27 protein-coding genes and 1 tRNA gene are annotated in these 26990 nt (G+C 44.9%); 1 reads left to right on the top strand and 27 read right to left on the bottom strand.

Annotated features, from left to right (window positions below; genetic code table 11):
• Positions 1 to 152: 152 nt before the first annotated feature.
• The 14 genes from Q8O71_03030 to Q8O71_02965 form a co-directional block, all read right to left on the bottom strand.
• Entirely contained in the window at positions 153 to 884 is a 732-nt protein-coding gene (locus tag Q8O71_03030; GenBank protein MDP2705337.1) for a ZIP family metal transporter, read from the bottom strand.
• Positions 885 to 899: 15 nt separating this feature from the next.
• The gene (locus Q8O71_03025) at positions 900 to 1859 is read right to left on the bottom strand and encodes a phosphatase PAP2 family protein (protein MDP2705336.1); all 960 of its coding nucleotides are present in this window, start codon (positions 1857 to 1859) and stop codon (positions 900 to 902) included.
• Between the two features lie 16 nt (positions 1860 to 1875).
• Positions 1876 to 2307, bottom strand: coding sequence for a hypothetical protein (locus Q8O71_03020; protein MDP2705335.1), 432 nt, complete (start codon positions 2305 to 2307; stop codon positions 1876 to 1878).
• Positions 2308 to 2310: 3 nt separating this feature from the next.
• Positions 2311 to 2544 (bottom strand): SHOCT domain-containing protein, encoded by a 234-nt coding sequence (locus Q8O71_03015; GenBank protein ID MDP2705334.1) that lies wholly within the window; start codon positions 2542 to 2544, stop codon positions 2311 to 2313.
• Positions 2545 to 2657: 113 nt separating this feature from the next.
• Positions 2658 to 3902, bottom strand: a complete 1245-nt coding sequence (locus tag Q8O71_03010; protein MDP2705333.1) for an ABC transporter permease — start codon at positions 3900 to 3902, stop codon at positions 2658 to 2660.
• Position 3903: 1 nt separating this feature from the next.
• Positions 3904 to 4617: an ABC transporter ATP-binding protein gene (locus tag Q8O71_03005; protein MDP2705332.1), complete on the bottom strand. Its 714-nt coding sequence runs from the start codon at positions 4615 to 4617 to the stop codon at positions 3904 to 3906.
• A 1-nt stretch (position 4618) separates the two neighbouring features.
• Positions 4619 to 6172, bottom strand: a complete 1554-nt coding sequence (locus Q8O71_03000; protein ID MDP2705331.1) for an efflux RND transporter periplasmic adaptor subunit — start codon at positions 6170 to 6172, stop codon at positions 4619 to 4621.
• Between the two features lie 77 nt (positions 6173 to 6249).
• The gene (locus Q8O71_02995) at positions 6250 to 6387 is read right to left on the bottom strand and encodes a DUF3796 domain-containing protein (GenBank protein MDP2705330.1); all 138 of its coding nucleotides are present in this window, start codon (positions 6385 to 6387) and stop codon (positions 6250 to 6252) included.
• Between the two features lie 18 nt (positions 6388 to 6405).
• Positions 6406 to 7239: a DUF922 domain-containing protein gene (locus tag Q8O71_02990; GenBank protein ID MDP2705329.1), complete on the bottom strand. Its 834-nt coding sequence runs from the start codon at positions 7237 to 7239 to the stop codon at positions 6406 to 6408.
• Positions 7226 to 7999: an HAD-IIB family hydrolase gene (locus Q8O71_02985; protein ID MDP2705328.1), complete on the bottom strand. Its 774-nt coding sequence runs from the start codon at positions 7997 to 7999 to the stop codon at positions 7226 to 7228. The genes Q8O71_02990 and Q8O71_02985 overlap by 14 nt, the downstream gene beginning before the upstream one ends.
• A gap of 9 nt (positions 8000 to 8008) precedes the next feature.
• Complete coding sequence (gene glgP / locus Q8O71_02980; GenBank protein ID MDP2705327.1) at positions 8009 to 9658, bottom strand: alpha-glucan family phosphorylase; 1650 nt, start codon at positions 9656 to 9658, stop codon at positions 8009 to 8011.
• 243 nt (positions 9659 to 9901) lie between these two features.
• Positions 9902 to 11725: a translational GTPase TypA gene (gene typA, locus Q8O71_02975; GenBank protein ID MDP2705326.1), complete on the bottom strand. Its 1824-nt coding sequence runs from the start codon at positions 11723 to 11725 to the stop codon at positions 9902 to 9904.
• Positions 11726 to 11823: 98 nt separating this feature from the next.
• Positions 11824 to 12360, bottom strand: coding sequence for a hypothetical protein (locus Q8O71_02970; GenBank protein ID MDP2705325.1), 537 nt, complete (start codon positions 12358 to 12360; stop codon positions 11824 to 11826).
• Positions 12361 to 12408: 48 nt separating this feature from the next.
• Positions 12409 to 12963, bottom strand: coding sequence for a hypothetical protein (locus tag Q8O71_02965; GenBank protein ID MDP2705324.1), 555 nt, complete (start codon positions 12961 to 12963; stop codon positions 12409 to 12411).
• A 154-nt stretch (positions 12964 to 13117) separates the two neighbouring features.
• On the opposite strand from Q8O71_02965, the gene lexA reads away from it, so the two are divergent.
• Positions 13118 to 14584, top strand: a complete 1467-nt coding sequence (gene lexA, locus Q8O71_02960) for a transcriptional repressor LexA (GenBank protein ID MDP2705323.1) — start codon at positions 13118 to 13120, stop codon at positions 14582 to 14584.
• Here lexA and Q8O71_02955 read toward each other — a convergent pair.
• From Q8O71_02955 to serS, 13 genes are all read right to left on the bottom strand, one after another.
• On the bottom strand, positions 14574 to 15203 hold the full coding sequence (locus Q8O71_02955) for a hypothetical protein (protein ID MDP2705322.1): 630 nt from the start codon (positions 15201 to 15203) through the stop codon (positions 14574 to 14576). The two genes, lexA and Q8O71_02955, sit on opposite strands and share 11 nt — an antisense overlap.
• A 41-nt stretch (positions 15204 to 15244) precedes the next feature.
• Positions 15245 to 16939 carry an AIPR family protein gene (locus Q8O71_02950; protein MDP2705321.1) on the bottom strand — a complete coding sequence of 565 codons (1695 nt, stop codon included), beginning with the start codon at positions 16937 to 16939 and terminating at the stop codon, positions 15245 to 15247.
• A gap of 140 nt (positions 16940 to 17079) precedes the next feature.
• A tRNA-Gln gene (locus tag Q8O71_02945) sits at positions 17080 to 17150 on the bottom strand.
• 3 nt (positions 17151 to 17153) lie between these two features.
• A complete protein-coding gene (dnaX, locus tag Q8O71_02940) occupies positions 17154 to 18191 on the bottom strand; it encodes a DNA polymerase III subunit gamma/tau (protein MDP2705320.1) in 1038 nt (345 codons plus the stop codon).
• A gap of 86 nt (positions 18192 to 18277) precedes the next feature.
• Entirely contained in the window at positions 18278 to 18553 is a 276-nt protein-coding gene (locus tag Q8O71_02935) for a hypothetical protein (GenBank protein MDP2705319.1), read from the bottom strand.
• A 104-nt stretch (positions 18554 to 18657) separates the two neighbouring features.
• Positions 18658 to 19038, bottom strand: coding sequence for a hypothetical protein (locus Q8O71_02930; protein MDP2705318.1), 381 nt, complete (start codon positions 19036 to 19038; stop codon positions 18658 to 18660).
• Positions 19039 to 19118: 80 nt separating this feature from the next.
• Positions 19119 to 20201, bottom strand: a complete 1083-nt coding sequence (locus tag Q8O71_02925) for a tRNA-dihydrouridine synthase (protein MDP2705317.1) — start codon at positions 20199 to 20201, stop codon at positions 19119 to 19121.
• A gap of 568 nt (positions 20202 to 20769) precedes the next feature.
• On the bottom strand, positions 20770 to 21306 hold the full coding sequence (locus tag Q8O71_02920; GenBank protein MDP2705316.1) for a hypothetical protein: 537 nt from the start codon (positions 21304 to 21306) through the stop codon (positions 20770 to 20772).
• Positions 21307 to 21420: 114 nt separating this feature from the next.
• A complete protein-coding gene (locus Q8O71_02915) occupies positions 21421 to 21948 on the bottom strand; it encodes a hypothetical protein (protein MDP2705315.1) in 528 nt (175 codons plus the stop codon).
• Positions 21949 to 22028: 80 nt separating this feature from the next.
• A complete protein-coding gene (locus Q8O71_02910; GenBank protein MDP2705314.1) occupies positions 22029 to 24428 on the bottom strand; it encodes an ATP-dependent Clp protease ATP-binding subunit in 2400 nt (799 codons plus the stop codon).
• 3 nt (positions 24429 to 24431) lie between these two features.
• Complete coding sequence (locus Q8O71_02905) at positions 24432 to 24818, bottom strand: hypothetical protein (GenBank protein ID MDP2705313.1); 387 nt, start codon at positions 24816 to 24818, stop codon at positions 24432 to 24434.
• A gap of 45 nt (positions 24819 to 24863) precedes the next feature.
• Entirely contained in the window at positions 24864 to 25673 is an 810-nt protein-coding gene (locus Q8O71_02900; protein ID MDP2705312.1) for an FtsQ-type POTRA domain-containing protein, read from the bottom strand.
• A 7-nt stretch (positions 25674 to 25680) separates the two neighbouring features.
• Positions 25681 to 26949: a serine--tRNA ligase gene (serS, locus tag Q8O71_02895; protein MDP2705311.1), complete on the bottom strand. Its 1269-nt coding sequence runs from the start codon at positions 26947 to 26949 to the stop codon at positions 25681 to 25683.
• Positions 26950 to 26990 lie beyond the last annotated feature (41 nt).

The raw sequence follows: 26990 nt of genomic DNA, 5'->3' as shown, positions 1-26990 counted from the left end.
GTGGACAATTCCGATTGTACACAGCGTCCGAGTCGAAGTCGTAACAAAGGATTTAATACCCCGCCCCTCTGGGGCGGGAGAGAGCGAGTCTTCGAGCACCAAATGGGTGCAGGGCTTGCCCTGCGGTTAATACCCTTTATTCCAAAACAATTTTACAGGCCCGCCACTTGGATAATTACAAACAGGACCCCCGCGCCCAATACAGTCATAGCGGTCGTAAAAAGACGCGGGTGGGCATGGTGACTTTCCGGGATCAGTTCGCTTGCTCCTATGTACAAAAAGGAACCGGAAAATAAAGCGAGGATAACTCCGAGTGACTTTTCCGGCAATGTGAAGAAAAGCGTGGACAATATTCCCGTAACGGGGGCAACCGCGTCGAGTAAAAGCCATTTAAAAGCGGTTCTGGCACTTCCCCCGCTTTTGAGAATCATGTTAACCGTATTGATGCCGTCGGAAAAACCGTGGGCAAGAACCGCGATAGTAACCACGGCGCCAACCGCGGTGGAAATCTGGAAAGCGACACCAACTGCAAACCCGTCAAGAAAACTGTGAAAAGCGAGGCTTGCCGCTCCAAGAATTCCCCTCCCGGAAACGGCGTGAACGTGCGTATCGTGTTCATCAGTGCCATGAGAATGAAAAAATAACATTCGGTCTAACACAAGATACAAAAGAAAACCAAGCGCCATGAAAACCGCTATGGTGCTTTCCGAAAAAAATTCTTTTCCGATTTCCATTGACTCCGGAATTAAATCAAAAAATGCCACGCCAATAACGGCGCCCGCGCTAAATCCAAGGACGAGGTGCAGTCTGTCTTTGAAATGCAAGGAAAAGAATCCTCCGACAAGAGTGAGAAAAAAGGTTGCGGCCGCGATACTAAAAATCATATTGGAATTAAGTTTTTATATATTTTGCTTTTTAATAAAAAATCGATACGCGACGTAACCGGTAAGACCAAGCTGGAGGGTCGGGGTAAGACCGGTACCGAGAAGCGGAATAATCGGCATGGCAACGTGGTATGCCCACCAACCGGCCTGCAAGGCATTCCACTCGATACTAACGGCAAGTGCGATACCGACGGGAACCGAGAGCCACAACCGACTCCGTAGAAATGTACTACATAAAAAAGGAATTGCAAGGACGGAGAGCATCAACGCGTCCGTGATCGCGGCGCGGAATAAAACAAAATCCGTGATTTCCCCTCCTTGGTAATGAATATACAAAACCGAATGCGCGTGTTCCCAAATAAAGTTAAGGGCGAAGGATAAAAGGAAAACAAACGATACTGTTTTTACGTTCTCTTTTACATTCTCCCTGTCAGACGCCCGGACAAATAACAGATACCAGATACCATGGACAAGCAGCCCAACCACGGTTCCCAGAATCATTCCGCCTGCGATATCGGAAGGGTAATGGACGGCACCCGCGACACGGGAAAGCCCTATCAGAAGTCCCGAAGCGAAAAGAAAATAAGAAAATTTTCGATTAAAAAAGAATACGCTTGTCGCAAGAGCGAATATAAAAATCGTGTGTCCCGAAGGAAACGAATATGAAAAATCGGTAAGGAGGTGCGGGAGGGAAAGTTCCACAAACGGACGGCTATTGTAATAAAAGGATTCGATTCCCCACCCGACAACCAGTTTCGCCGTAAGGGCCGCAATCACCGCGACGGCATAATCGACAATCGGTTCAAATCCGATTTTTCTGAAATCAAGAAACGCCACCCAAACAAAAATAATTCCGACAACGTAAATAAAATATTCTCCGAGAAAAACAATCAAGCCGTCGGCAATCACGGATTTTCCCGAGAGGTTATGGAAAAAGAAAAAAATCGATTTATCGAGATTTGTCCAAAATGCCATATCACATACGCACACGTTAAAATTCGCCTTTTTCCGAAACTTGGAAAGTAAAACGGTATTCCGTTGCCAAAATCTGATACTGGGAACGAGGCGCGGGAGTTACTCTGATAAGTGTCACCATCCGGGAATCGACGGAAACAGGAACGTCGAGAGGCAAAACATATTCCTTTTCTCCGGTTTCAACGGTAATTTTTGCAAGCACACGCGTCGTTCCCGCCTGTATGCAGGTAACATCCACCGGGCAGCGGCTGTCTTCAATGATGGAAATCGGCGTAATGGAAATCTTCCAGCCGTCGACTTTCTGATTTAGCCCTGTTTTCAATTCCGTTTTAACCGTGTCGGTCTTGGGCGGATTTTCCGTCCTGAAATTAAATGCCTTAAGAATCACAAATGCCGCCACAAGAAGGAGGACGAAAAACGTAATGGCAAATGGGGTAAGACGCTTCATTGATTACATCAAGTCTTTCTTCTTTTCTTCAAATTCCTGCTTGCCTATTTCTCCTCGGGCATATCGTTCCTGGAGAATCCCTAGCGCTTTATTTTCCCCCGCTCCGCGGTTGGAACCGCTCAGTTTTTTAATGAGAAGAACAAAAAAAGCTATGACCAAAAACCAAAAGAAGAACATAAAGAGTCCGTGAAAAGCCCCCCATCCCATCTGGTCATATCCATATCCCCAGTACATCATGGTAATTTGAAATTAACCTTTAATTGCCTTCATTGTACCACAAAGGAAAACGGAGCCTTGCCGACCCCGTTTCGTCTTTTTCGGTTATCTCTATATCCAGAATGCCAAAAAAACTATTCGTATCGCAAAGCCTCTATCGGACTCTTGGCTGCCGCCTGTTTTGCCGGATAAATTCCAAACACAAGACCCACCACCGCGGATACACTGAAGCCCAAGACTGCCGCAAAGACCGGGAAAGTGAAATGCCAGTTGAGTTGGACAACGGTCGTGAGAATAATGGAAGCGATGAAAGACAGGCTGGCACCGAGCAGGATGCCCACTATTCCTCCGACAGCGGTAAGAATAACCGCCTCAAACAAAAATTGGAGAAGAATGTCGCGCTCCGTTGCCCCTATTGCCTTGCGCAAACCGATTTCGCGCGTGCGTTCCGTAACGGAAACAAGCATGATGTTCATCACCCCAATGCCCCCGACAACAAGCGCAATTGCGACAACTGATGAAAGGAACGCCGTCAGCGCGCCGATAATGGTTTTTATCTGGTCTACGGCTCCCTGCTGAGTTTGTATATAGAAATCGTCATCCTTCGGATTGGTGATGTTGTGATTCTCACGCAATGTCAGTTCGATATCGTGTACGGTCCTGTCGACGTCTTCCGGACGCTCGGCCCTGGTAATAATTTCGTGATAATGGTCAATGCCGAGAACATACACCTGTGCGGTCGTATACGGCATAATCACCATTTCGTCAAAATTGAAAAAAGAGACCTGCCCTTTTTTCGGGAAAATACCAACCACCCTGAACTTTCTGTCTTTGATTTTTATAAATTCTCCGAGAGGGTCCGAAGCACCGAACAATTCCTCGGCAACTTTCGAACCGATGACAACGACGCTTGCATTCTCCCGAATGTCGTCCTCGCTGAACGTGCCGCCCCTGTCGGGATACACATTGAATGTTTTTGCAAAAAAGTTTACATCCGAACCGAATACCGTGGCACGGTATGTTTCGCCTTCGTAGGATACGGTTCCGGGAACAATCATGGCCGGTACCGCCTCAACAAGCAAAGGGACATTGCTTTTCTTTAAAAGCGATTCAAGGTCGCGTTTTTTGAGGGAGTTCGAAAAAAGCAGTTCCGCGAAGTCACTCGGACCACTCGGCTCTTTTCCCGGACGTATGACAATCGTTTCCGCCCCAAGTCCGCTGATTTCACCCAAAATGAGTCCTTCCGCTCCCTGGCCGATAGACATCATCAAAATAATTGAGGAAATACCGATGACGATTCCCAGGGTCGTTAAAATCGAACGGGATTTATTCGTCCTGAGTCCTGTGAGCGCGGTTTTAAAGCTGTCTGTAAGTGTCATGTTATTTGGTGAAGTGTTCTTCCGCACGGTGTCGATTCAGCACTTTGGTGTCGCTTTCTATTTTTCCGTCAAAAACTTTTATAATGCGTTGAGCGTGCTCGGCTGTGTATGTTTCGTGAGTAATCAAAATAACCGTATGCCCCTTCTCTTCGTTTAAACGCTGGATTATTTCCATAACCATCTGTCCAGACTTTGAGTCCAGGTTTCCCGTCGGTTCATCGGCAAAAATAATATCGGGATTGTTCACAAGAGCGCGGGCAATGGCGACACGTTGTTTTTCCCCGCCGGACAACTGTGAGGAGAGGTGGTGAACACGATGTGTCAATCCGACAGATTCTATCGCTTTTAACGCCATTTCCTCCCGCACCGTTTCGTCTTTCACACTTGAATACACAAGAGGCAGTTTGACGTTTTCCAAAACACTTGTGCGGGACAAAAGGTTAAACGCTTGAAATATAAATCCCATTTTTTTGTTTCGCACATGCGCAATTTCCGTAGGAGAAAAATCCTCCGCCGTCTTCCCGTCAAAACGAAATACGCCTTTCGTGTGCTGGTCGAGAAAACCGAGAATGTGAAGAAGCGTTGATTTACCGGAGCCTGACGGACCCATAATGGCCACAAAGTCTCCTTTATTTATGGAAAAAGAAACACCTTGAAGCGCTTTCGTCCCGTCGTCATATTCCTTCGTAATGTTTTCTACTTCAAGAAGCGGCATATCACTGTTCAAAGACAACGACCTCCTCGCCCTCCTTGATACCGGAAAGTATTTCAATCGAACCGTCGTATCCGCTTAAGCCCGTTTCAACTTTTCTTTCTTCAATGATTTCGCCTATTTTAACGCGGACAATTCTATTGCCGTTTGAACGGATGACCGCGCGTTGGGGAACCGTTAGGACATTTTCACGGCGACCCGTTACAACATCTATGTTAGCGGTCATTCCGGAACGCACTCGTTCATCTTCTTCAATAAATTGAAGCGTAATTTTATAGGTCGAAACTCCCTCAATGACGGTCTCGGCGGGATCAACGGCAACAACCTGTGTTTTGAAAACCGAATCCCTTCCATACGCGTCAAGTGTAACCGTCGCTTCGTTTCCAACGGCAACTTTCGCGATATCGGCTTCGGGAACATTGGCTTCAACTTCGAATCTGTCGGAAGAAATAACCGACATGACGGCGCTGTTTGCGGAAATAATTTCTCCCACTTCAATGTTTTTCTTGGTAATAACACCGCTAATCGGAGACCTAAGCACTGTTTTTGAAAGTTGGGCAAGAGCATTTGCGGCGCTCGCCTTTGCTTCTTCCACAAGCGCTTCCTGTGTCTGAATTTCTTCCGTTCGGGCAGGATTCTGTGCAAGCATCAACTGTGATTCCTCGAGGGTTACGGTCGCTTGCGCGCTTCGGATGGATTTCTCGGCTGTTGTCACATCGGAGATTTGGCCGGCGATTGTCGCACGGGCGGTTGAGACAGTCGACTTGTAAGAGTCAATGGTGGTTTGACTCAAAGAAGAATTCGCAGAAAGAGAGTTTACTGCCGCGGCAAGGTCATCGAGAAGGACTTTGACCACACTTAAGTTGCTTTTTGCTTTGGAGAAATGGAAATCAAAATCAAAACCGCTCATTGATGTCGGAAAACCGTTTTTCTCATTCAAGACAGGCTGCACGGCGATTCGTTCCGCCTCAACTTTGAGCTTCAGATTTGAATCAACGGTCAAATTGAAATGAGGTGAAGTGGATTCCGGATTACTGAAAAAACCGTCGGCCTTATTGCGTACAGCATCATCTATTGTTGTTAGAGCTTCGCCCAACGTATCAAAAGCTGTTTTTTTGGCATCTTCAAGAGAGTCTTTCGCATTCTGAAGCTCTACTTTCGCGATTGCGATGTTCTCCGGCGAACCCCCCGCTTTCAATTGCGCGAGTTTCGCTTCTTGGGCCTTTACACCCGCATTTGCCTGGTCGAGTTGTGCGGCAAGATCGGCGTTTTCCAGAGTGACAAGCACTTGTCCGGCAAATACTTCCGTGCTCACCTCGGCGTATATATTTCTCACGCGTCCGCCTCTTTCAAAAGCAAGATTTACAAAAGAAGCGGGTTTTACATTTCCGGTCACACTCACAATCTGCTCGAGATTTTTGATTTCGGCTTTAGCGGTAACGGTCGTAGAAGGTTTTTGCCCACTTGAAAATATGATAATCGCGCCGATAATAACAACAATCGCAATGGGGATATAGAAAATAGGTTTTTTGACCCAGGCAGGAATTTTTTTCTTCATATACCCCTCATTATAACACTTTTAGGCCTTTTTTCAAAATATAAAGGCCTAAAACTTTGTAACTGGGCCGCTTTTCTTTATTTTTTGAGAAAGTAAAGAAACCAGGTAAACCATAAAAGCCATAGGGCGTCCATCCAGTCTTGAGTTAAAAGTCCGGGCATGCCCAGAAACCCCAGAAAGCCCAAGAAACCCAAATACCAGTCTTTATTTTTCATACCCAAATAATATCAGATTCAGGGAAACACGGCGCCTTGGGTTTCCCCGTGGTTCGTTATAGCGTCATAGGCTTCATTTTGAATTCCGATATCGTTATAAAAAGTGTTTGCAATCTGGTGCAGTGCGGTATCCAATTGCCCGCAATTCGGGTATGGACCCGCATTAATAAGCCTTTGGTATAAATCGTCCGCGCCTCTGATATTGATATCCACATGCCCGCTCTCATGATAAATCAAAACGTTCATGTAATTCGTCCATTTTGTTTTAAGAGATTCCCCTCCGTTTATATACCACATCCATTGAGGAAGCGTCATTTTTATTCCCACGGTCACATACACCTCGTTCGGATAACAGTTTTTCCCGTCCCATGCGGGAAAATATTTCCAGGTGTAATAACGGGAAGTGAATCCGTCATATCGTTTACCGTCCGAATATGACGGTCCTTTGGCGCTCATCTCCGCGCGCAATTCGTTTTCGGTCAGTCCATAAATGTCATAGTAAATAGTTGACGTTGAATATGTGACATTGGCACTAACCGAGATTTCCGTCGGCAATGGAGTCGGCGCGGGTTCGGGTGAGGGTTTCGGATATGCTACCTGCGACAAGGAAGGAGGAGAAGCCGACGGTGCGGGCGGAATATATGTTTGTACTTCCCTTTCGGGGGTTACAATATCCGCCACGGTTTTGGGAACGGCAATTTCCTTTTCTTTTTTCTCAATGACAATGCTTTCGTCCGGAAACGGTCGCACGGGTTTGGAAAAAACGGCAATGTAATAAAATCCGGAAATGGAGTAACAAAAGAAAAACAAACCGAGAAGGAGCGCGGGAAAAGATGTGCTAGTGCGATTCATTGACGTGCTTTCTCAGCAAATCATCGATAATTTTTTTTGTTTCATCCGGGCCCGATACCTGAATCGTTTCCACACCAAGCTCTTTCGCGGAATAATCGTTTCCTCCGGGGAACACCGCGTCGCCCACGAATAGCATTTCGTCTATGGGGATGTTGAGGTGTTCGCCGATTTTTCTGATGCCATATGCTTTATCAATTCCCTTTTTTGTCACGTCAATCGACGTTGTGCCGGCAATGCGGACTTCAAAATCGGGAAGGAGAGACACGAGTATTTTTTTTATTCTCTGGCGTTTGGCATGGTCGGGGTCCCACACGCTTTTCACTTCAAGCGGAGCGTCTTGTCCGCACGCGGAATATGTAACCTGACTTCCCCGGTCTTCAATCAACTCTCCGTGTACCCGCTGCGGCAAAGGAATACCGGCAGTGGCGATCGCCTGCTCAATCGCTTGCTTGATTTTTATCCTGTCTTCTTTCGGAAGTAATTCTTCGTATACGGATTTCCAACCGCCTTGTCCGGACTGATACAGACTGCTTCCGTTCGCCGGCATTATATACAGTCGGGAAAGCGCTTCGGCGCACATCAACAACGTGGTGAGAAACTGGTCCTTGAATTGTTTGAAAGAAGCTCCCGATATTACGGCAACATTTGTTTTCATAAGCAGGTCACAGAGAATCGCCGTCATTTCCCCGTCCGGCAGCATCTTGCTTTGGGCGAGCGTGCCGTCCAAATCGAAGATGATTAGTTTTTTCAGGCGTTCCATATTATATGTTTATCTGTTCCAAATATTTTTCGAGTATTCCTTAACAAGCCGGCTTGTATTGAAAAATTCCGTAAGTGTAATAGCGTGCTTCATCCGTTCAACCCATTTGTCGGGAGTTTTATAATAACAGTTTGCCGCCTCTTCAAGGGCCTCCATAAGTTCTTTCCCCTCCGCTTCATCACGCGCCTGTTCGTTCGGAAAACTTTCTTTCCCTCCGAATCCCCAACCGCTTAGGGGTTCCTTCTCCAATCCCTCGAGCCACCAGCCATCGCGCGTAGAGACGTTTAACGCCCCATTGAGGGCCGCTTTCATGCCGCTTGTGCCACTTGCTTCAAGGGGTGATACCGGGGTATTGAGCCAGATATCGCATCCTGCCACGAGCTTTTTGGCAATTTTAATGTCGTAATCGGGAATAAGAACGATTTTGACTTTGCCGCGCAATTTTTCTCCATACCCGTTGAGTTTTGCCCGCAGGTCATTGCAATAAAAATCGTCGGGGTGACAACGGTTGGCAAATACAAGTTGAACCGTGTTGCGGGAAAGATTTCCCAAACGGTCGAGGTCTTTGAAAATAAGGTCGGGCCGTTTGTACGGAACGAAACGCCTCGCGAATCCTATGGTAAGCGTGTCGTTTTTCAGAAAGTCGTCCCGTGAAATATTCGTAACCGAGAAAAATGTTTTGTTGAAATTAATCCAATTCGTCAATTCGTTTTTCTCGAATATCTTCGTGTCGCGAAGCGCGCGCGAGGGTAATTTTTTTACGGCCTCTTTGAACTCGTCGGGATTTTCATCCCAGCCCGGCAAATGCGCGTTGAACAATTCGGTCATGAAGTCCCCCGCCCAGCGCGGCGCGTAAATGCCGTTGGTAACATTTGCGATTTTCTTTCCCAGGAACATTTCTTCGCAGACTTTTTGGTGGCGCCTGGAAACGCTGTTCGTGCTTTTGGACAAATGCATCGCAAGTTGCGTCATGCCGAGAGCGTCCTGCCCCGCAAAGTCCCGTATGTTTAACGGCATCATCTCCCGCAAAACATTCCCCGCAAGTCCGTAATCGAAATAATCGTGTCCGGCCGGAATCGGCGTGTGCGTCGTGAATGTCACAAGCGAACGCACTTTCTTTTCATTGTAATTATGCCTGCGCAATAACTCGAAGGTGGCGAATGCCGCGTGTCCTTCGTTTAAATGGTACGTGTGAACTTTGTCGTATCCGAGCGCTTCAAGAGCGCGCACTCCGCCAACGCCCAATATGACTTCCTGCCCGAGACGCGTGTAGCGGTCGGTGGCGTATAAATGCTTGGTAAGGTCGCGGTCCCATTTCTCGTTTTCAGGAAGATACGAACTCAAGAAAAAAATCGGCACGACAGCTCCGCTCCGCCCGATGATTTCTTTTTGCCATATGGCGATTTTTACTTTCCTTCCTTCGATTTCCACCTCAACGGTTTCCGTGCGGCGCGTCAGATAACGCTCTCCGCGAAACATGTATTCGGGATTGTCATGTTGGTGATACAGAAGAGAAATGCCGACAACGTTTGTTCCCATGTCGGCCGCCGACATTATCGTGTCCGCGGCAAGAATACCTAAGCCCCCCGCATAGTTGGGCATATGAGTTGCAAACGCAACTTCCATCGAGAAATAGGCGACACACGGTCCATGCTTCATTCGTTTTATTATAGCAACGAAAAGAAACCCGCGTTACTTTTTTTTAAAAAAAATGTTTAGAGTTCGAGAGTTAGGCCATTCGGTCTTCCGCGGGGTCGGGATTCTATTCGCTTAATTGCCAATATGCCACCAGCCCTATTGCAACGCCAAGTACGATAAAAAATATGATGGCAAGCACTGCTCCATTTTTCTGTAAGTTAAAAAAGTCGCGCATACCTATATATTCTAGCAAATAAAGACGTTTTAGAGTGTGCCGTCTTTTCGGCGGGCGCGCGAACGGTCAAGGTCAGTCAAAAGTTGTTTGCGCAAGCGTACGTTCTTGGGAGTGATTTCCAGATATTCATCTTCCGACATTATTTCAAGTCCACGTTCAATAGAAAGTGTAAACGGAGGCACAAGATTGATAGCTTCATCCGTTCCTGCCGCGCGAACATTGGTGAGATTTTTTCCTTTGGTCGGGTTTACGAAAAGTTCCTCCCCTTTCGTGGTATTGCCGATAACCATTCCTTCATACACTTCCGCCGACGGGCCGATGTAAAGTACTCCGCGTTCCTGCAAATTCCACAAAGAAAAACCGAGGGCTTTGCCCGTCGCCATAGAAGTCATCGAGCCGACGATTCGTTTTCTGATTTCTCCGGCATACGGATTGAAACCGACAAAACGGGAGGAGAGAATTCCCTCACCCTTTGTGTCTATAACAAACTGGTTTCGGTATCCCAAAAGTCCGCGTGTCGGACCTTCAAAAAACAGGCGTGTTGCGTCTCCGTGTCCGTGCGCGAGCATATTTTTCAGTATAAAACCACGCATGCTCAGGCGTTCTATGACAATGCCCTGGTATTCGGCCGGCGTATCAACAATTACTTCTTCAAACGGTTCAAGCCTAACTCCGTTTTCTTCGCGGATAATCGCCTGCGGCTGGGAAACCTGAAGTTCATATCCTTCACGGCGCATATTTTCAAGCAGAATGGCAACGTGCAATTCCCCGCGTCCCGATACGGAAAAACTGTCGGTTGAAGAAAAATCAACACGCAAGCCGACATTTACTTCAAGTTCAAGTTCCAGGCGTTCGCGTATCTGGCGCGATGTGACGAATTTCCCGTCGCGTCCTCCGAACGGAGAATTGTTGACGAGAAAATTAAGTTTGATGGTCGGTTCGTCAACGGCAATGGCGGGCAGTGGTGTTGCCGCTTCGTTGTCGGTTACCGTTTCTCCGATATCGATGTCGGGAAGGCCGGCGACAAGGGCGATATCCCCCGCCGTCGCTTTGTCTGCATCGATTCTTTGCAATCCGTTGAATGTGAAAATTTTTGTGATTTTTCCCGTTCGTGTTTCGCCATTGGGCTTTTTTACAAACACACTCTGTCCGGGTAACACCGTCCCTTCATACACGCGCGCGACAGCAAGACGGCCCATGAAATTGTCATACCCCAAATTGAATGGCTGAAGCATGAGCGACGCCTCTGAAGAAGCGTTTGACGCGGGGGCGACGTATTTGAGAATAGTTTCCAGAAGAGGTGTGAGGTCTTTCGCTTCATCTTCGAGTTTGAGTTTAGCGACACCCTCGCGGCCGATGGCATAGACGACGGGGAAACTCGCCTGTTCATGCGTGGCACCGAGTTCAAGAAAAAGTTCGAGCACTTGCTCCTCACAGCGCGCCGGGTTTGCCGCCTGTTTATCAATTTTGTTTATGACGACAATCGGTTTAATACCGAGCTCAAGAGATTTTTTGAGAACAAAGCGGGTTTGGGGCATCGGGCCTTCCTGGGCATCCACAACCAAAAGCACGGAATCGATGGAACGCAAGACGCGCTCCACTTCCGAGCCGAAGTCGGCATGGCCGGGGGTATCTACAATATTTATTTTTGTTACGGGGCGTCCCGAGTCTGCAGAAGGATAGAAAATAGCCGCGTTTTTGGCGTATATGGTAATTCCGCGCTCAAGTTCAAGGTCATTTGAGTCCATTGAAACCCCTTCGACAGCGGCGCCTGTTTGACGCATCAAAGCGTCGGTAAGTGTCGTTTTACCGTGGTCAACGTGGGCGATAATTGCGATGTTGCGAATTTCCATAATTTTTATATAAAACAAAACGCCTCGCGGCCGAGGCATTTCTTAGAATACGAGAAAAAACCTTATGCGTCAAGAAAAATCCTACATAAAAAAACCACTTATCTAATCCCGGTATCACAACCGACAGTTACCTCGACGGACGTATTTGCATTCACTTTAATCGTATTGTTTGAGGCGCAGTATGGAAGGATGTTTGCCGCCGCGGCGGAACGAATTATGTATTCTCCCGGCGGCACTTCAATGTTGAATTTGCCGTCTTTGTCGGAACTGAACTCCTTGATTACGCGTAATTGATCGACGGTCGTAAGAACAAGTTGGGTTTGATAGGGCCTATCGGCGCATCGGGGGTCGGGAGGATCCATCATGACGGGACATGTCGGACCAAGGAGAACGTTGCCGAGAATATTGCCCCAAAATTCCCCGACAGTTCCACCGTTGCCTCCCCCGGGGCACTTTGCAAATTCGCATAGAGGTCCTGTTCTTCCGACAGCAGAGCCGTCGGGGCACAGTTTCGCTTCCGTCGTGCAGGCAATTTCGTTATTTTTTGATAAACCAAAGGAAAGAATGGTTCCGAGTAGGAGTATGAAAGCAAAAACAAGCCCCAGAACGAGTTTATGCTTTGAGTAGAAAGCCATGAACATAACTATATTGTAACAAAAAACGCCTCATAGTGAGGCGTTTTTTTATTTCTTTTTTGTCTCGGTCTTTGTCTCAGTCTTTTTTGGTGCAGTAGCTTTTTTCACCAATTTTTTGAGAGTTGTTTTTTTCTCTTCGAGGGACATTTCGGCAAGAGCCGCTTTCTCCATTCCCTTAATCAAAGTGTCGAGCTTGCTGTTTACGACATCCAATTGCCTTTTAAGGTCATCGATTCTCTTGTCTCCCCCTTGAGGTTGAGAAGGCTGATATGAGGGCGTATAAGAGGGTGCAAAACCGGAATCTCTTGAACCACCTCCATCCCTGGAATCTCTCCTTGGAGAAAAATTGCCTCCGGGAGCGCCTCCTGCTTTGGCCTTTGAAAAACAGTCATTGCAGAGCACGGGCTTGGAGCCGTTCGGCTTAAAAGGCACTTCGCACTTGTTTCCGCAATTACTGCAGACAGCTTGGTGCATGGTAACCTGTTTGTCCCATGGCTTTCCTCCTCCCCAGCTTCTTCCTCCGCCGGAATCTCTTCCGCCGAATCCCCTGCCTCCTCTATCCCCGCCAAAGCGGCCTCCCCCGCCACGGTCAAAATTTCCCATATATAGTGTTAATTAGTATAGCTATTGATAAGTGTGCACTTTTATGTCCTAAAAAGCAAGGGGAGGATTTTGTGGGACTTTATTTTAGTGCAAAATGACTGAATGTTGATAACTTTCGGTTTATTTTCGGTCTATTTAGATATAATTGTATTACATGGGACTTACTCCTCGTAAAAAACAACTTTTAGATTTTTTAGATTTTTATAATCAACAAAAAGGATTTTCACCTTCAATTAAAGAAATTGCTAAGCACCTTAACCTGGCTGTATCAACTATTCACCAACACCTTGAAGAATTAAGAGAGGGTGGATATCTTAAAAAAGAGAAGAATAAAATTCGTGGGGTTGAAATTACGTCTTCGCAAGCAATGGTTAGCATTCCCCTTCTTGGGACAATATCAGCTGGAGAACCTATACATATTTTTGAAGAAGAAAAAGAAAATATTGCAATACCAAAAAATAAAATCTCAAAATCAGGTGAATTATATGCCCTCCGAGTACAAGGTGACAGTATGATTGATGAAGGAATAAATAACGGAGATACGATTCTGATAAAAAAACAAAATGTTGCTGAAAATGGAGACAAGGTAGTTGCACTGCTTAATGGAAATGAAGCAACACTTAAAACTTTCTACAAAGAAAAGGGGCAGATTAGATTACAACCAGCAAACAAAAATTATCAGCCAATAATAATTAAAAATGACCAGCAGTTAACTGTACAAGGTATTTTACTTGATGTAGTAAAAACAAATGAAATAAAGAAAACGTCTCAAACTTTTATTTTGCCTGTAAAGAAAAATGTTCAACGAAAAGATAAGATGTCCGATTATTTAAACAGAGTTTACAACGGTGATGTAATGCATGTTTTGAAAGATCTACCAGATAACAGCGTGGATATGATTTTTGGAGATCCTGATTACAACGTTGGAATTAAATACGGTAAAAATAATTACACAAAAAAATTCGAAGATTACATAAACTGGTATATAGAACTTGCCAAGGAATCAATGCGTGTGCTTAAAGAAGACGGTAATCTTTTTATGATGAATTATCCACAGCAGAATGCACATCTTCGTGTTAAATATCTAGATTCATATTTCCCAAATATCCATGAATATGTTTGGGTTTACAACACAAATGTTGGACATACGCCTAAGAGATTTACTACAGCCCATAGAAGTATTTTACATGTAAGAAAAAATGTTAATAATAAATTTTTTAAAGATGGGGTTGCACTACCATACAAAAATCCAACAGACAAAAGGATTCAACAAAATCTAGCAAATGGTTCAAAAGGTAGGATGCCCTACTCTTGGTTTGAATTCAACCTTGTTAAAAATGTAAGCAAGGAAAAAACATATCATGCCTGCCAAATTCCTCAAAAACTAACAGGGATGTTGATTAAAGCATCAACAAAACCAAAAGACGTAGTTTTTACGCTCTTCGGAGGTAGTGGTGCAGAAATAGATGTGTGTAGAAATTTAAATCGTCAGTTTATATCTGCAGAAATTGATAAAAAATATTGCGATATTATAAACAAAAGACTAACAAATGGAGAGATTGCCCCTGAGCATAAGTTAGTAATGGGAAAAAGACAATCGTATGACTTTTTTAAGGTATAATTTTTTTGATTTCTCCAGCAGAAAAATGACCTTCTTTGACTAAAATTAGCGCTGCAAAAAATTTGTCTCTTCCTGCGCCTTTCCCTGTTGGCTTTTGGCTTCTAGTTTCTAGTCTATACTTTAATGGGGACCCTACATCGCTATGCGATAGTTTATAGTTAACATCTTCCTGTATCCACATCCACTTAAGCATCTCTAAAAACAACTTTGGTTCAATTCCTCCAAGATTTGGGGGAATTTTAGTAATTTGATTGCGTCTATGAAGTTCCAAAATCATATCCCAAAATTCATTGTCTTTCTTTTTATAATCCTCGAAGTCTTTAAGTAAATTTGTATATGTGAATTGTATTGATGTTCCTGGTTGCCCATTTTCAAAGGGAATAACTTCAAAATCTAGGAGATTAGCCCAAAGAACGGTACTTTTATTAGCTCTTTTTATTTCAGTTCTTCGCCTGAGTTTTCTACCAGGATAACGTATTCCTACACGAGGCTCTAATTGAGTACCTTCTACAATGAAAAGCATGGACCCAATAGGTTTCTCTCTATGCGGTATTAATTCTTTTGCTAGGTCTTTAAAAATACTCTCTCCACTTAGATTAATTTTCTTTTTCGGTATCATGTAGGTTTATATAAAAATTTTTAAAAAATACAGAAGGTTCTTTATTTTATTCCTGCTTTTAACTTATAATCCTCAAGTATTCCTTCACTTTTAAAATATTTTGAATGTGCATATACCTCCCCGAGGTTAACTTTTTCTTCTTTAACAACTTCATTAATTATTGACCGAACTTCTTCGTATAAAGATTCAATATTTATACTTGAAAGATTTTTTAATTTTTTCTTTTTTTGTAATTTTTTATATATTCCGTAGCAGATTAATTCATCAGCATGAAATATGTATTCCAAGTCAGTTTGTTTTTTACTTTCAATGATTTTCCTTTTCTCTAATACTAACTTGTAAATTTGATACGCATTATAAAGCTGGGAGTAGACAGGAGAATTTGGATTTCCAGAAAATAGCTTTGCTAAAGAGGGGTTTTCTTCTTTTGTCGCAAGAAAAATTGATTCTAGAACACGAGATTTTGAAGTTTTTGCAGTGTGAGGATCTTCATGATAGGTCGCATACCAAAACTTAAGAACAGTGTCATTTGCTACTGATTCAGACAATTCCCCCTCCAAAGGATTAGGGTTAAGTATCTCTCCGCGTTTTGCTATATAGGTTACTTTTTTAGAGGCAAACATTATACGAGCCCAATGATTAAAGTGCTTGTTACTCATTTGATCACGAAAGTTGATTGTGGTTTGAGTATTTGTCGCTTCAGTAATCATGTCTATGAGACGATTCTCCTTAGTTTCATAAGCCCGAACTGTTAGATAAACTTTATCAAGTGTTTTCTCCCCTTTCTCTGTGTAAATTTTGTAAATCATGCGAGCAGTTTGTTGCCCATTAACAATTAATGGATTTTTCACACTTAGAAGAAAAATGTTTACCTGCGGTTGAGCTGGAATTTGCATATTTTCACAAATAAAAGTAAGACCATTATTCAAAAAAGGGAAGAAACTTCTTTTAGATGAATCAAGAAGTGTTTCAAGTATTTTTTTGTTGGTCTTATTTACCTTTAGATAACCTCTGATATTTTCAGAGAATAACGTGTCTATGGTACCATTTTTACTTTTTTCTTCATCAATTAACTTACAGAGTTCAATAGCACTTATTCGGAAATTTGCGGCTTTAATTTGTTGAGTGTAGAACGAGAAAATTGCTTGTTCCCCAGGGTATATTTCACTTGAGACTGGGTGGAAGGAAAACTCAACTATTGAAGATCTTTGTATTCCCTGCAAAGATTTTAAATTTTCTATAAGTAATACTGAATCCTTAATAAAAAAAGGAGGATTACCCACTAGCTTAGCGAATTTTTTAAATATTTTTGCATTTGGGGGATCAGTATTTTCTCCTGAGTAACAGAAATAAAGAATAGGTTTTAGGATTCTCCCTTTCTCACCAAAATCTTTTATCTCATCAATAAAAGCCTGAATTTTTTCGTTAATTTCAATATTAGATGTGTTTCCAGATTCGAAAAAATTTTTGTAGTCGCTTTTAAATTTTTGAATATCTTTTTGTTTAAGTTGTTTTGAATTTTTTGATTGAAAGATATGTACATTCCCCGTATCTTCATCTATGTAAATACCATCGATACCGCCGTCATTCGTACCTGCCACCCAATATTCCTTATATATCTCATCCAAAGGACGGCCTAATATGGAGAACATGGACAAAATTTCAAAAGCTTCGTTTAACGAAATTTTGTATTTATCACTGATTGCTTTTATAAAATTTTCTAATATTGATGTCATAATTCACTGTTTATCAGTTTTCGGAACTGCCGTACTTGGAATCGCAAATGCACCAAAACTATAGCACAAAACAGGGTAGCATTTGATACCTTTTTTTTAATGATTATTATCGAGTTTTTACTGGAAAAAAATCTTATTGACTGCCGGACTTGGATTCGAACCAAGATACTAGGCTTCAAAGGCCCATGTCCTACCATTAGACGATCCGGCAATATTATCCAGCTTGCCCGATTATTTTGACTAACGCAAGCTCAAGTGGTAATTCGGGAATCGCTGTCTTCCCCGCTTCGGAATACGCCGTCAAAAGGGTACGCAAAGTCTCTCCCGATATGTTGGCATCTTTATTCCCCGAGAGCTTTTTTAGGAACTCAAACGTCTCGTCGGATACTTCTCCTGCAATATCTTGCTCCATTTCGGGAGCATAGCGCAGAAGCAGTACATAGCGCACGGAACGGAGCACGAGTTTTAAAAATACTTTCGGGTCAATGTTATTTTCCGCCCCTTCCCGCACGGCTGTCAGCCCCTTCTTCATATCCTTTTCAACAATACTCGTTATGAAATCATTGATAAGAGCAGTTTTCGGGGCGCCCGTCACCAATTCCACTTCTTTGACGGATATTTTTTTGTCCGAAGACGAGACGATGACTTTTTCCAAAATTCCGAGCGCGTCGCGGAATGAGCCGTCGCCAAGCATTGCAATCAAGTCCGCGGAAGACGGTTCAAGGGCAAACTTCTCCCCTTTTGCCACATCCAAAATCATTTTCTTGAGAATTTGCTGATTGGGCTTTTTGAATTGAAATGTCTGGCATCTGGATACGACAGTTTCCGGCAACTTATCCATTTCCGTCGTGGCGAGAATAAAAACAACGTATGCCGGCGGCTCTTCCAAAGTTTTCAGAAGCGCATTGAAGGCTTCTTTGGTGAGCATGTGGACTTCGTCGACTATATAGACTTTAAATTTCGATTCAAATGGCATTCCGAGAACCGATTCGCGGATTTGGCGGATATCGTCGATTCCGCGGTTTGACGCGGCATCTATTTCATATAAATCATTTCCTTTGCATCCAATCGCATCCGCAAAAATACGGGCCACGGATGTTTTGCCCGTGCCGCGCGAACCCGAAAAAAGATATGCGTGGGAGATATTCCCCTCTCTAGCCGAGCCTTCCAGCACTTTGACAATATGGTCCTGTCCAATGACGTCAGGAAACTTTTGCGGCCTATATTTGCGGTATAAAACGGTATGCGACATTACAGGTAGTATAACAAGATTTAAAAAAGAAAAAACGCCGCAGTATTTTCATACTGCGGCGGGTACAACTTGATCCCGGAGAATTATTAGTAACCGTATCGTCCATCTCGTACGATGACAATTATCGGCCCATGACGAGGGTACGGCCGATACTTCACGTACCTGTGGTGACGATGATGGCGGTAATGACGTCCGTGGTCACCTTTGGACTCAAGGACAACTTTGAAGTCCAGAGAAATACCCGAGGAGCGGTGTCCTCTGTGGTGTCCACCCCATCCGCCACCTGCAAACACAGGCGGAGCAAGGCCGAAAAGCATGACGGCGCATATGAGCACAAGCACAGCCAACATTTTTCGGAACATAGGGTTACCTCCTTTCCGTTTTATACAAAGAACATTATCCGTGGCTTAAAGGCAATAATAGTACAAAAAACCAAGGATGTCAAAAAAAACACGCCGCAGTATTTTCATACTGCGGCGGGCACAACACGATGATACGTGAATTTCTTAAGGTCTAAAAGTTCCTCCCCTTTCGGAATACTTTCCCCGGACAAAAGTGCCGAGTCGTCGGGACGGATTAAAAAAATTCTTCCGCAACATTTCGTTTTGATGAAACCGGAATGCCGTGAGAGGGTAAAGATAGTTTTCCCGCATACGCAATCCCGGGCGGTAAGTCTCAGCGGCCTCGGGTGGACATACGCGGGTCGAATATCGAAAACCTTTTCGCAACAGCCAAACTTCACAAGGCCGTCGTAGCCTTGAGGAAGCAATATGATACTGCCACATAACGGACATATCCATCGTCTTTGTCCGACGGGTACATTTTCTTTTGGAAAAACTCCCGGCATATCCCGCTCCTTTCTTCTGTGATTTTTAAAAAGTACACTCCTTCTTACTTTATACATACAAAAAAGGGATATGTCAAGGTTTATATAGAAAGCATTGCCCCAGTTTTAAGGTAGTGTTTTGTGACTTTTTCCACTTCTTTCGCGTCCTTCGCTTCCATAAGCCGCATACGTAGCTCCTTTGCTCCCTCAAAGCCGTGAGCATAGGCTTTATAGTGTTTTTTCATTATGGCGAAATTCTTTTTGCCTTTGAACAATTTTTCAAACAGTTTGGTGTGCTCCACCATCACCGTCAGTTTTTCCGAAATCGACGGTTTGTATAAAGCGCCGATTTCGTCCCGAGTCTTATCGAGGGATTCACCTGCCCTTCGACTTTGCGCTTCGTCCTGAGACTCAGCACCGAGGGGCTCAGGGCTCTTCGCACCTTTATGCAAAGGTGCGAAGAGCCACGGATTTCCAAAAATAGCGCGTCCGAGCATTACTCCGTCCGCTCCCGCCTCTTTTGCCTTTTCCTTGGCATCGGCAATATCAAGAACGTCCCCGTTTCCGAAAATAAGCGTTTCGCTTTTTAGACTATCGCGGATTTCAACAGCGCGCTTAACCGAATCCCAATGCGCGGGCACGTCGGACATTTCTTTCCGTGTGCGGGCATGGATAGTTATCATGGCGGGAGATTCTGCAAGCAGTTCCGGAAGCCAAGTTTCAAGTTCGTTTATTTTATAGCCGATGCGGGTTTTGACGGACACAGGTAATTTCCCTGCCCCCTCTATTGCGGCACGAAGAACCTCCCGCGCGAGCGCGGGAGTTTTCATAAGAGCCGCGCCCGCGCCTTGCTTTTCAATGCTTCTGTCCGGGCATCCCATATTAATATCAATACCGTCAAAACCGAGTTTGACTGCAAGCTGCGCCGCTTTCTTCATCATGTCGGGTTTGGCGGTAAAAAATTGCGCGACAATGGGTTTTTCCGCTTTGGTAAATGCGAGGTCTTGGAGAAGCGCGTCTTTCCCGCCCAAAAACAACCCGTCAGCAGAAACAAATTCCGTCCACATTACGGGGGGTTTGCCGTATTTGGCAATGATGCGGCGAAACGCCGCGTCCGTAACATCGGCCATAGGTGCGAGCACCATTATCGGCTTTTTTAGTTTTTTCCAAAATCCTTGATTCATTGAGATAAAGTTTAGCCTCGTCTTATCCCCGCAGTAAACTGTTCCCTCGGAGTACCTCGGCGGGGTATTAGGCGAGGCATCGGGGTAGACTTTGTTGTAGATGTGTCGGCTCCGCCGATACATTTTCTACTTGCGGATTCATCCCCGCGGCAAGCCGTCGGGGTATTCTCCGCAATCACAATAACATTACAATAAGTTCCGAAGTATAAAAATAGGGCCTGTCTCAAAAAATGAGACAGGCCCTCCGTGGCTTCCCCTTAACTTATATTGAGAGGAAAAGAAGTTCCAACTTTTTGCGTCAGAAGAATGGCATAGACGACCTTTCGTCTGGAAGATTACTCCCAAGCACTATTGCTTGGGAGCTGGCCGGGACGCGATCACGATCGGGTCAATGGTTTCTTTCGGTTACGCTTTTTCGCGCGATTGACTTTCGCCATGGAGTTGAGCCTCCTTTCCTGAAAAGTGGGTTGCAAAGAGCTTTACAACATTAATTATAGCATACCCTAAAATTATGTCAAGAAAACGAAAAGAAAAGATAGAATTCCTTAATATAAAAAACCCCGCCTTCCTAAAAAGACGGGGCAATATGACCGGAAGCACGGCTTACCACTCTCTGAACCATGAGTTCCTCTTCAAAAACATGAAGATAAAACTTTTTATCGCCCTGAGCGATGAGAAGAAGACTGGTGAGCGGGGTACCGAACATTTCAAGTGTTTCAATAAGAAATTTTGCTTTCGGAAGGGATGTTCTTATCGTCTTGAGAGGTTCGGGAAAATAGTCGCATATCATGTCTTCAATGCGACTGAACGTCTCTTCCGGCTGCGGATACTTGTGCTCCGCGTATAAGTCAAGCGTTTTCGCGCCATCGAAAAAATTTTCAATGAGCGCCTCTTTGTATTTTTCCACCGACTCAAACGTCAGTATGTGCACTTTTAAATCGGTGAGTCCGCGGACAAGCTCGACACCATCGGAAACAGCTCGGGGTCCAAAGAAAAGCAGGTGGAAAAAAATCTTTACACCTTCTTTCACTTTCGCATAGCCATGCACCGTCTGGCAGTACTCGGAAAGACACTTTCTTTCCAACAGGTCTTTCGGATGAGACATAATCCCCTCCTTTCATTGTAAAGAACGTCGTTTCTCCCCTATTTATAGCACAAAAAAATTTTTACAAAAGAAAAACCCCGTTAGCCTTAGGCTGACGGGGTTTTGTAACAGACATTAAAGTTCCACTTTTTTTGACTCAAGCACCTGCCTGAGTTCTTTCAATTCTTCGCATGCTTCGAGGCAAAATTTCTTGCTTCCATACGCTACGAAAAATAATTGAATGACGGTCAAATCCCCCATCCGGACTTCTTCTACAACAAACTTCGCACCAGGCAGACGGGGTTTTATTTTCTCCACAAAGGCGGAGAATTCACCCACCCGCGTAAACCTGTCTGGGTACACCGTTGATTTGACCTCGTATGAAGGTTGCCAGTATTTAATGACGCCGGCATCGCGCAGTTTCGAAAAGAGGTTGACGATTCGTATGTGCCTGTAATTGTCGACAGACCTTTCGGTGAAAGGGTCGATCTCCAAGTCGCACAACGCGCGGGCAAGTTTAGCCCCTTTCATTGTTTCCTCTTTACCAAAACGCATGAAGCTCCAGGACATCTGTACCACTTTAAGAAATTTCCCAAAACTTTTAACCTTTCCACCGCGTCTGACTACGGGTGCTCTTTCCAAAATGTTTCTCATGTAGGACATATTTCCCTCCTTGATGTGGTTTTCAAAAACAAAAATCTGTCTCGCTTTATAACACAAAAAGGTGCTTAAAGCAAGGTTTTTTAGAGGAGGTCTTGCTCGGTCAATTCAATCTTCGAGCCGGGCGGCAATGTGCCCGCTATCATTTTTTCAGCAATGACTTTTTCTATTTTTTCCTGCATGGCACGGTTGAGAGGCCGTGCTCCGAATTTCGGGTCGCTTCCTTTTTGCACAAGGTAATCGATGAGAATCGGAGTAATGACAAGGTCTATTCCCTGTTCGTACAAACGCTTGCGTAACTTTTGAAGCATGAGCCCGCCGATTTTTTCCAAATGTTCCCGTTCAAGCGGATGGAACAAAACAATGGCGTCAAAGCGGTTGAGGAGTTCGGGACGGAACAATTTGTTTTGGATAAGCGTGTCGATAATCGAATCCTTTTCGTCCACAAGACGCTTCCCTTCTTTCATCAAATTCCAAATAATATCGCTACCGGCATTTGAGGTCGCGATAATGATAAGATTTCTTGCGTTTATCCGCTTGCCAAACATGTCGGAAAACATTCCCTCATCAAGAATTTGCAGAAACAAATCGTGCACTTCGTTGTGGGCTTTTTCAAACTCATCAAGCAAAAGCACGCCGTACGGCCGTTCTCGAATCAGGGATGAAAGAACGCCCGCGGTTCCCGTCGTGAACGAACCGATAAGTTTGTCGAGCGCGTCCCCCCCGTTGTATTCGGACATATCAAGACGCGTCATTTTGTTTTCATCGCCGAAAAAGACTTCGGCAAGTGCCTTGGCGGTTTCCGTTTTACCAACACCAGTGGGACCGAGGAACAGAAACGAGCCCGTTGGTCTGTCGGGATTGATGATGCCCGAACGGGCACGCTTCATTGCGGAAGAGACGGCAGAGACCGCGATGTCCTGGCCCACAATGCGCTTATGAAGAAGGGTTTCCAATTTTTTGAGGTGCTCACGTTCTTTAATGCCGATTTCTCCCGTCGGGATTCCCGTCTTTTCTTCAATGAGGGCAAGTACGTCTTTTTCTTCAACGACTTTTTTTCCGGAGCGTTTGACCGTCGGAACTATTTCATACAGAAGGTCGAGTGCTTTTTCCGAGAGAATGCCATCCGTTATGTATCGCTCAACGCCCCGCACGAGCGTGGAAAGGGCCTGGTATGTAAAACCGATTTTTTCTTCTTTTTCCACCTCAATGATTTTTTCTTCGAGAAGCCGCACGATACCCGCGCCACTGCTTTCTTTCACGAGAATCGTTTCAAATCGGCGGGAGATGCGGCTGTCACGTTCAACCACTTGGTGAAATTGAGACAGTCCGGAAAGGGCGATGACTTGAATGTCCGGAGACGCAATGTACGGGTCCATCAAAGCAATGGCATCACTTCCCAGGGAAATCGCGTTTTTAATAAAAGAAGGAAAGTCGGGAATGACAAGAATGATGTTGCCCGCTTTAACCGATTGGCGAAAAATTTTAATTATTTCTCCTTCAAAGCTCGCCTTGTCTCCATTGACCGCGATCAAAGCCCCGGTGTCGAGTATGACCATGCGCTTATGTTCAAGAGGAGGAAAAACGGTTTTGTTTTCAAGTCTTCCTTCAAGCAAGCCGACAACTTCCATTTTCCCCATACCCTCTTCACCGATAAGCAAAGCATTCGCTTCCTGAGAACGCGAGAGAATGGTTTCAAGTGCCTTTATTTCTTCACCGTAACGGGATTCGTTTCCCGATACGGGAGCCACTCCACGCGCGTATCGGTCAAGCGCATACGTTTTACCGTATGACCAATCTTTACCGATGCCCTTGATGCGCCCGAGATGTTCTTTGCCCCACCAACGCTGCCGCCTTCGGACAAGTTCGTGAATATGTCCCACCCACGCGGCCGCGCCGACAAATTCGTTTTCTTGAATGTTTTTTGAAAAAAGAAATCGGGAAAAATCGGGGTCGGAGGAATACAGAACTCGCGCGTATTCACTTAGCCTTACCGCGTCGGTGAAAGAAAGTTCCATACCCCCTACGTGCGATGAGCGTGTTTTAAGAAACATCGATACGTCATGCGGGGCTACACCGAGGCGAGACATTATTTCCCTACCGCAGGGAGAAGAAAGGAATCCTCGTGTTACATCATGCTGATTTGTTTTATACACAACCGAAGCGACGTCATATGACACGGAAAGTCGCTCCGGAGTAATTCCCCGTTCGGGAAGCACGGTTCCGAATTCACGAAGCGTATATGAAAAACAAAACGCGTGGAGCATGAAAGAGAGAAGAAAAATAGCAAGAAAAATAAAAATGGACTGCAGCGCGGTGTCATCGGAAGAGTTAAGACCGAATGCAAAAGAAAAAACAAGAAAAAGAACAGCAATGGAAGAAATAATTACCGTAAACGTGCGAATAGTTTTCGGAAAAATTTCCTCAATAAAAATCGCGGGATAAAACGGACGCGTATTCTGTTGTAATTGTTTCCATGTCATATCCTATATCCCGACAAAACCGGCTATCAAAAGAAACGGCACCAGAAACGGCATGGCAAGCCACAAGGCAAATGCGCCCACATATACGGCGGAAAGCAGCACCAGGGCGAAAAGTCCTCCAACAATGACGAGAGCCCGCATTATCACTCCGACAAGACGCATAATCGTATTGATAACGAACGTACCGAGCATTGCTTCGATATTGAGACCTTTTTTGTATTCTTCCCCAAGACGCTCAAAAGGAGAGAGAAACGTCTTTACAAGAAGCGGAATGGAAAAATAGTTGTAGAGAAACCACATGAAGTTCCCGAACACCGAAAACATTTCCCGCAGGGCACGGGTGTAATGCCACAAAAGGTATTGGGGAATAAATGCGAGTAAGGTACGCACAGTACTTTTATTATACCTCGTCTACAAAGCTTCCTGTGTTAATTGTCAGGGCTTATAAAAAATCTTGTTTCCGAACCGAAGATCAATGTAGGTAAACGGTTTTTGCGAAAATTCTTTTTGATTCTCCCGCAGGAACGACGTCAGGTTTTCAAATGTCACAGACAAATCCTCCGATGGGTTGAATAACAATTCGCTTTTATTTTCCAAAGCGATAACCCCATCGCCCTTTTCGTCGATTGAGCACGTGACCGGAGAAAGGTTTATCTGCCGCAGGGACTGGACGAAGGAATCGACGCGGGAAAAGGAATCCGGAAGAAACGTTTGCCCGAGAGGACTTTCGGAAACCGCCCCGTAATATTTGACATACACGTCCGAAGAAGAAAACTCCGGCGCAATGGAAAATATGAAACCCCACTTGTCGACAAAGTAACATGGCACAGAATTTGTTTTGCTTTCCCCGCACCACATGGCGGATGGCGCGCGCTCAGCGAGTGTAATCGCAAGCGAGTCTGTTCCCGACAAACGGACGGACACACGCTCAAGGCGCGGAAATGCGGAAAGCAGATACGGCTCTATTTTTTCTTTGGGATACAGAAGTACGTTTTGTTGCGGAATAAATCTTATATATGTTCCCTTCAGACTCTCAAACACGGCACGTGTCAGTTCCTCATCGGTCGTTACCGTATTGCCTTCAAAAGTCACCGTGCGAAGAAGAAAAAAATCGTTTCGTAAAATAAAAACAGTGGAAGCGGAAATCGCCGCAACAAGAAAAACGATAAAGAGCACCCTGGCTGTCAGTTCTTTTTTTCTTTTCTGCGCCCGGCGAACCGAGTGCAGCGCCCGTCGTTTGAACATGGTCGTTTTATTTTCCGATGTACTCCCGGCCACCCATATACTTTCTCAACGGTTCGGGGATGCTGACGGTTCCGTCTTCCTGTTGATTGTTTTCCAACAAGCTGATGAGAATGCGTGGTGTGGCCACCGCGGTATTGTTAAGCGAGTGAACAAAATTTGTTTTCCCGTCGGCGTCTTTGTATTTGATGTTGAGACGGCGGGATTGGAAATCATGAAAATATGAGGCCGAATGAGTTTCGCCGTACAAAGAAAGAGACGGCCTCCAACTTTCTATATCGTATTTTTTTACTTGTCCCAGTCCCAAGTCGCCTCCACAGTTTGCGACAACACGATACGGAAGACCGAGAGACTGCATAAGAGATTCCGCGTTCGCCAAAATTTCTTCGTGAAATATAACCGATGTTTCGTGGTTCGCTTCGCACAGTATGACTTGTTCAAGTTTGAAAAATTCGTGCAAGCGATAGATTCCGGCGGTATCTTTTCCGTGCGCGCCCGCTTCCCTTCGGAAACACGGAGAAAATGCAGCGATTTTTATGGGTAAATCTTTTTTATCAAACACCGTATCCATGAAGTAACCCATGGCAGCAACTTCTCCAGTGCCGGCAAGATATGTTTCGTCCTGGGTTTTGTATAAGTCTTCTTCCCCTTGCGGCAAATATCCCGTTCCGAGAAAGGCTTCCTTGCGCAGAAGCGACGGCACGATCATCGGACGAAATCCTTTGCCGGTCAGAAGTTCAAGCGTGAATTGCCAGAGCGCGAAGGAAAGAAGCGCTCCGTCCCCTTTCAAATAATATCCGCGGAAGCCAGCGATTTCGGAACCTTTTTTCGTATCAACCAAATCAAGCGCTTCCATAAGTTCAATGTGGCTTTTCGGCGTGAAAGAAAATTTCGGTTTTTCCCCCCACGTTCTCACTTCCCTGTTGTCCTTGTCGCTTTCGCCCTCGGGAACGGAAATATCGGGAATATTCGGAACGGAGAGCATCAGGTGCTGCCAGTCTTTCATCACATCCTTGAGTTTTTTCTCTTCCCCTTCAAGCGCCGCTTTGAGAATTTTCATCGCGTCTATATATTTTTGGCGTTCTTCCGGGTCTTTCGCTCCCGTTATTTTTGAATTAAAAGCATTTTGCTGGCTTCGTTTCTCCTCGACATCTTTTAAAAGCTCCCGGCGCTTGTCATCGGCCGCAAGAAGGGCTTCCACATCAAAATCGATGTGTTTTTTGAGCGCGCCTGCGGCAATCAGGCCTTTGTTGTCGCGAATGAATTTTATATCAAGCATAGGTGTCTGGTAGTATTACATATTATATAGAGAGCAAAACA

It is taken from the genome of bacterium, assembly GCA_030690305.1.
Lineage (GTDB): Bacteria > Patescibacteriota > Minisyncoccia > Phycocordibacterales > JAGLPS01 > JBBUCK01.
This window is presented reverse-complemented; position numbering and strand designations above follow the sequence as displayed.